This window comes from Microcystis sp. M_QC_C_20170808_M9Col, assembly GCF_007095495.1.
Classification (GTDB): Bacteria; Cyanobacteriota; Cyanobacteriia; order Cyanobacteriales; family Microcystaceae; genus Microcystis; species Microcystis aeruginosa.
Genome location: NZ_SFBZ01000320.1, coordinates 1 through 5,371 on the forward strand (window position 1 = coordinate 1; position 5,371 = coordinate 5,371).

The 5,371-nt window shown below is 43.3% G+C and carries 6 protein-coding genes; 3 read left to right on the forward strand and 3 right to left on the reverse strand.

Annotated elements, in window-relative coordinates:
* Positions 1–263 precede the first annotated feature (263 nt).
* Complete coding sequence (locus EWV68_RS20340) at positions 264–563, reverse strand: 2Fe-2S iron-sulfur cluster-binding protein (protein ID WP_002761301.1); 300 nt, start codon at positions 561–563, stop codon at positions 264–266.
* Positions 564–606: 43 nt separating this feature from the next.
* The gene (locus EWV68_RS20345) at positions 607–1,866 is read right to left on the reverse strand and encodes a phosphopantothenoylcysteine decarboxylase domain-containing protein (protein ID WP_287170858.1); all 1,260 of its coding nucleotides are present in this window, start codon (positions 1,864–1,866) and stop codon (positions 607–609) included.
* A gap of 235 nt (positions 1,867–2,101) precedes the next feature.
* Here EWV68_RS20345 and EWV68_RS20350 point away from each other — a divergent pair, with 235 nt between their 5' ends.
* Entirely contained in the window at positions 2,102–3,043 is a 942-nt protein-coding gene (locus EWV68_RS20350) for a DUF1517 domain-containing protein (protein ID WP_002761304.1), read from the forward strand.
* A 128-nt stretch (positions 3,044–3,171) separates the two neighbouring features.
* Here the strand turns inward: EWV68_RS20350 and EWV68_RS20355 are convergent, their stop codons facing one another.
* Entirely contained in the window at positions 3,172–4,122 is a 951-nt protein-coding gene (locus tag EWV68_RS20355; RefSeq protein WP_061432678.1) for an NAD-dependent epimerase/dehydratase family protein, read from the reverse strand.
* A gap of 396 nt (positions 4,123–4,518) precedes the next feature.
* Between EWV68_RS20355 and EWV68_RS20360 the strand changes: the two genes are divergently transcribed.
* Together EWV68_RS20360 and EWV68_RS20365 are read left to right on the forward strand one after the other, a co-directional pair.
* Complete coding sequence (locus EWV68_RS20360; protein WP_002733171.1) at positions 4,519–4,725, forward strand: type II toxin-antitoxin system HicB family antitoxin; 207 nt, start codon at positions 4,519–4,521, stop codon at positions 4,723–4,725.
* Positions 4,718–4,930 carry a type II toxin-antitoxin system HicA family toxin gene (locus EWV68_RS20365; protein ID WP_002732521.1) on the forward strand — a complete coding sequence of 71 codons (213 nt, stop codon included), beginning with the start codon at positions 4,718–4,720 and terminating at the stop codon, positions 4,928–4,930. Before EWV68_RS20360 ends, EWV68_RS20365 begins: the two co-directional genes overlap by 8 nt.
* Positions 4,931–5,371: the final 441 nt, after the last annotated feature.

Below are 5,371 nucleotides of genomic sequence, written 5' to 3' on the forward strand. Positions count from 1 at the left end.
TGATGCAAGGGTGATGCAAGGGTTTTAAGAGATTCTAGCAGATTTAAGTGCATTTGGGAAGCTCTCAATCAAGCTAAAAGCCCTTTCCTGTAAGGTTTTTAGATTTATTCAGCAAACCCCAATTAGGGTCTGCTGAAAAAGTCCCTCAGGGAATTATGTGATATTGTCTGGCAATTTTCACTGGTATCGAACGCCTCAATGGTTCTGATCGCCGCACCTTCCCCACCGGTGCGTTGCTGGGGGTGGGGCATGACGCTTAAATGCTATTTTGGTTTAGTTTGGACGCTAATAGGGCCATTAACGCTGGTTTGACAGGCTAAACGATAATTTTCGGGTTTTTTCTTCAGACAGCGCTGTTCAAAGTCGGTTTTGGCCGAGAGATTTTCCATCCCCTCGACAATTGCCACTATACAAGTACCACACTGACCGTAACCGCCACAATTCATCAATTTACCGCCAAAAGTGTAGATATCAACGCCATTCTGGATTGCTTTCTCTCGTAAATTCGCTCCATCTGCCGCTACCACGATCTTATTCTCTTTGACGAAGTTGATGTTACCCATGACTGTGTTACCCTAAATTTTTGCAAATTAATATTAAAAAATATTAAATTTTTTTGATTGTAACATTTTTGGCTCGCTGTTCTAAATATTCGGCGATGCCAATAGCGATCGCTTTTTTGCCGATAAATTTCCCCAATGCCGCTTTTGTGACCAAATAAGCCACCTGTTCCCCTTGATCGCCCTTTTCCTCACCCCTATTAGCAATGACGGCCTGATAGCCCTTTTCTAGGCGTTTACGGGCGATTTCCAGTAACTCCTCCTGACTGACTCCCTCCTGATACTTGAAAGTCACCATCTCTAAATCGGGAAATTTTTCTCTCACCTTGTCAATCACTTTTTCCGTCGGCACAAAATTAAGATTTAACGGCCCACCACTGGGAATTTTGCCAGAAAAAGGGCTTTCTAAGCGATAATCTGCCACTGCTGCCGAAAAAATCCCAAATTTATAATCTTTACTGCCTAATTCTCCCATAACCTTCCCTAGATACTCGTCATAAGTTTCAATAATTTCATGGGGTAAATAAGCGGGAGGTGTATAGCTGCCGCGTCCGTGGATTAATTGCACCTTTGCCCCGCGCAGGTACAATTCTTCTGCAATAGCGACTCCTAATTGTCCGGTAAAACGATTGGTTAAACGACGAATATTATCGATAATAACGGGTGTGGGTCCACCAGTGACTAAAATCGGCCTATTTTTCAGGACAGAATTACTGAGAATCCCACAGGCTGCTACGGTAATCTCTTTTTCCCCGGGGAGATTGTGCTTACCGTAATCATCCCGGGGTGACATAATCTGGACTCCCCAGCGATCGAGAGTTTGCAAAGATTCGGTCAGAATAGCATTATGTAAACTGCCGTGCATGGTGGGGACAAGCAGAATTTTAGTTTTTCCCTTTTCCTGTCGTCCCAAGGCCGAGGCCAAACATGAAGTGATCACTCCGTCAGCGATTCCGTAACGAAACTTATTAATCGTGTTATAGGTAGCGGGGGCGACTAAATAAAGATCAAAGGGAGATTGATCGCTTAAATGTTCTGCTTTTGCCGTTAATTGGCTAATTACGGGATTAACCGTACTCCATTCCAAAGCTTCCTTAGTGACGTATCTTAAAGCTTCTTCCGAGACAAAAGCCACGACTGTAGCCCCGAATTTCCGCAAAGATCGGGCAATTAGCGGCGCTTTCATGGCCGCAATCCCTCCTGTCACCAGTAAAGCAATACGTTTACCCCAGAGATGATGACTTTCTAAGGGTACTTCGCGATCGCTTAAGGGCGAATCCGTCGGAGAAGAGAAATTCCAAGTCATAAATTTGGGGGTTGGGAGATGGGGAGTGGGGAGTGGGGAGTGGGGAGTGGGGGAATGGGGGGATGGGGAAATGGGGGAATTCAACTAAAAAACCCCAAAACCCCAAAACCCTAAAATCTCAATACCCAACACCTTCTAACTGATCACTGATCACTGATAACTGATTTCAAGATTTGTCTATCTCTGACCGAGAAACTGGTTATCCTAGTAAATAAAGGGTTGCTTCGGTGTTCTTATGATTGACAAAATTTTAACTAAAGTTCGATCGCTTGCCAAGCCGCTATTAGTTCTAGGATTAGTGACAACGCTGATTTTAGGCAATGTTTCCAGTGCTTTGGCGGCATCGGGGGGTAGAATGGGGGGCGGTAGTTTTCGCGCCCCTAGTCGCAGTATTAGCCCTTCTAGAGGTGGTGGTTACAGTTCCCCCGGTTACGGTGGAGGTATTGGTTTTCCCTTCCTCTTACCCTTCTTTTGGGGTGGTGGTGGCGGTGGCTTAATTTCTCTGTTAATCTTTTTTGCTATTGCCAATTTCCTCGTTAATGCTTTCCGTAATGGTGGAGGCAGTGATGAGAATGGTATGACGATAGAATCCGGTTATGAAACCGTCTCCGTGGCTAAAGTACAGGTGGGTTTGTTGGCTAATGCCCGTTATCTGCAACAAGAATTAAATCAAATCGCCCTAACTGTGGATACTAGCACCTCCGAGGGACGCGTCGAAGTCTTACAAGAATCGGCCCTCGCCCTGTTACGTCATCCGGAATACTGGGTTTATGGTAACGTCGATTGCCAACAAACCAGCCTCAGCAGTGCAGAAGCGAAGTTTAATCAGTGGTCTCTCAACGAACGCGGTAAACTAACGGCGGAAACCTTAACTAATTACAATAATCAACTGCGTCAAGGTTCTCAAGAAAATATTTTACCCGAATCGGCTGGAGAATTAGCTAAAACCGCACCGGAAGGCTATATTTTGGTGACTATTTTAGCCGGCATTGTCGGTAAATTTTCTCTAGCCAAAATTAATGATTCCCAAGACTTGAAACAAGCCCTGCAACAAATTGGTAGTATGGGAGGCGATCGACTTTTAGCGGTAGAAGTGATTTGGACTCCTCAAAGCGAGGGTGATATTCTCAGTCAAGACGACATTCTCGCTAATTATCCCGATCTGAAATTGGTGTAATTTGTCGGGGTATAACCCTAGATATTGGCCAAAATCTCCCTTTTACGGGGAGATTTTTTGATTATTAAGCAATTGCTCCCGTGATGGGATTTTTAGGTGTGTCACGATGCCCTAACACACCCTAACCATTAACAATATAATTCCTGAATCCACTGCCATTCTTGGGCTAATCCTTCGGCTAAAGAGACTTGGGGATTATAACCTAGAATAGTACGGGCTTTGGTGACATCGGCGGCGGTGTGACGGGCATCTCCCCGGGCGAGTCCTTGATGCGATCGCTCGATAGGTTTACCGATGACTTTTGCCATGGTATCCAAGACATCCAACAATACCACGCGACTACCACCACCAATATTAAACACCTCCCCCACCGCTTCCGGCACTAGGGCAGCGGCTAAATTAGCGGCTACAGCATCGCTAATAAAGGTAAAATCGCGGGTTTGTTTGCCATCTCCGTAGATGCCGATCGGTTTACCTGCGATCGCTGCTTGAAAAAACTTATGGAAAGCCATATCGGGACGTTGCCGCGGTCCATAAACGGTGAAATAACGCAAGGCAGTGACGGGAACGTTAAAATTCTGGTGATATAGCCAACAGAGTCTTTCTGCCGCTAATTTGGTGATGCCGTAGGGTGAAACTGGTTGGGGACAAAGGGTTTCGGGAGTCGGCATCGTTTCCGCATTGCCATACACCGAGGAAGTGGAAGCAAAAACCATCCGTTGTAAAGAAGGGGTTTCCTTAGCGGCCTCAAGAATAATTTGAGTGGCATTTATATTCCTTTCGGTATATTGACGAAATCCATCACCCCAGCTTGCTCTGACTCCTGCTTGGGCTGCCTGATGGAATAATACTTCTACTCCTTGCAACAGTTGTCGCCAGTCAAGGGCTTGTATATCCGCTTCAATTAACTTAAATTCGGGATATTTTGCTAGAATATGGGCATTTTTGCGCTTTAAACTGGGGTCGTAATAATCGTTAAATTGATCGATACCGATCACCTGATCTCCTTGTTCTAAAAGCTTTTGTGCCAAGTTAGAACCGATAAAACCTGCGACACCAGTAACAATATGAGTAGCCATTTAATCCTAGTCGTTGATATTTTGTATCGATTGTAAGCTAAGACGCATTTAAACCGCTTATTCTTAGATTAGCAGAATCTCCCCCAACCCCCAGGGTAATCGCATATTGATAGAGTTCTCAAATTCCGAGGAGTTAGGTCTAAAATTCGATGGCCAACTCAGGCTTTGACCTGCACAAGGCTCCCGAATCTCTGGTTTTGCCAGTCATTATGACCTAACAAACCCCGAACTGACCTTATCTACTCAGTTCCTTAAAGTCCCAAAACTCCTCATCAACTACAGGATTAACATCTACCTCCTCTCGCTGTCAACGGCACTGGCGGCTAAGATTTTGACCATCAAATCATTGTTCATTAGGTTCTGCCTAATTTTCAATTAAGTACGGGATTATAAAATATGCAATATCAAGTCAATCTCAAACAAACAGAAGAGGGATATGCCGTTTGGTGTCCTAGTTTACCCGGTTGTGCTTCTCAAGGGACAACTAAAGAAGAAGCACTCAATAATATTCAAGATGCAATTCAGTCTTATTTAGAAGTTGCTGCAGAATTAAATCAAGGGATCGAATCTTATTATGTAGAAGTTGAATTAAATCATGCCTAGTCTTGCTGGAATTAATCATCAACGAGCAATTAAAGCATTTGAAAAAGCAGGATTTCAGATTGTTCGACAGGGAAAACATATTACCATGACTGATGGACAACATATTCTCACTATTCCAAGGGCTAATCCAATTAATGCCTATACAATGGGAACAATTATTAAAGGTTCAGGATTAACTATTGAAGAATTTAAAAAACTTTTATAAAACAATCTCAACCCATGAACGAACAACGCACCCAATCCCGTCTAAACTATGATTTTTTTGATTATTTGATTAACTAGGATTTTTCTCGGCTATGATCTCTGGGATATAATCGTAATAATCGCGCCATAACCCTAACAATCATCGTCCTCATTCAATCATTCACATAGTCTAAACTATGATTTTTGTGATTATTTGATTAACTAGGGTTTTTCTCGGCTATGATCTCTGGGATATAATTGTAGTCATCCTGCTATTATAGTCCTCATTCAATCATTCACATAGTCTAAACTATGATTTTTTTGATTATTTGATTAACTAGGATTTGGTGGTGATTCGGTAGTAGTGATGGCGGCTTAATCCTTTGCTTTGCTGTGCATTGTAGTCATGGATAAAATACCAAACAGCCCCAACGTGATTCTCCATTTTTTTAGAGAAAGATAG

Coding starts and splice junctions, on each gene's coding strand:
- EWV68_RS20340 (WP_002761301.1), bottom strand. CDS start 563: ATGGGTAACATCAACTTCGTCAAAGAGAATAAGATCGTGGTAGCGGCA.
- EWV68_RS20345 (WP_287170858.1), bottom strand. CDS start 1,866: ATGACTTGGAATTTCTCTTCTCCGACGGATTCGCCCTTAAGCGATCGC.
- EWV68_RS20350 (WP_002761304.1), top strand. CDS start 2,102: ATGATTGACAAAATTTTAACTAAAGTTCGATCGCTTGCCAAGCCGCTA.
- EWV68_RS20355 (WP_061432678.1), bottom strand. CDS start 4,122: ATGGCTACTCATATTGTTACTGGTGTCGCAGGTTTTATCGGTTCTAAC.
- EWV68_RS20360 (WP_002733171.1), top strand. CDS start 4,519: ATGCAATATCAAGTCAATCTCAAACAAACAGAAGAGGGATATGCCGTT.
- EWV68_RS20365 (WP_002732521.1), top strand. CDS start 4,718: ATGCCTAGTCTTGCTGGAATTAATCATCAACGAGCAATTAAAGCATTT.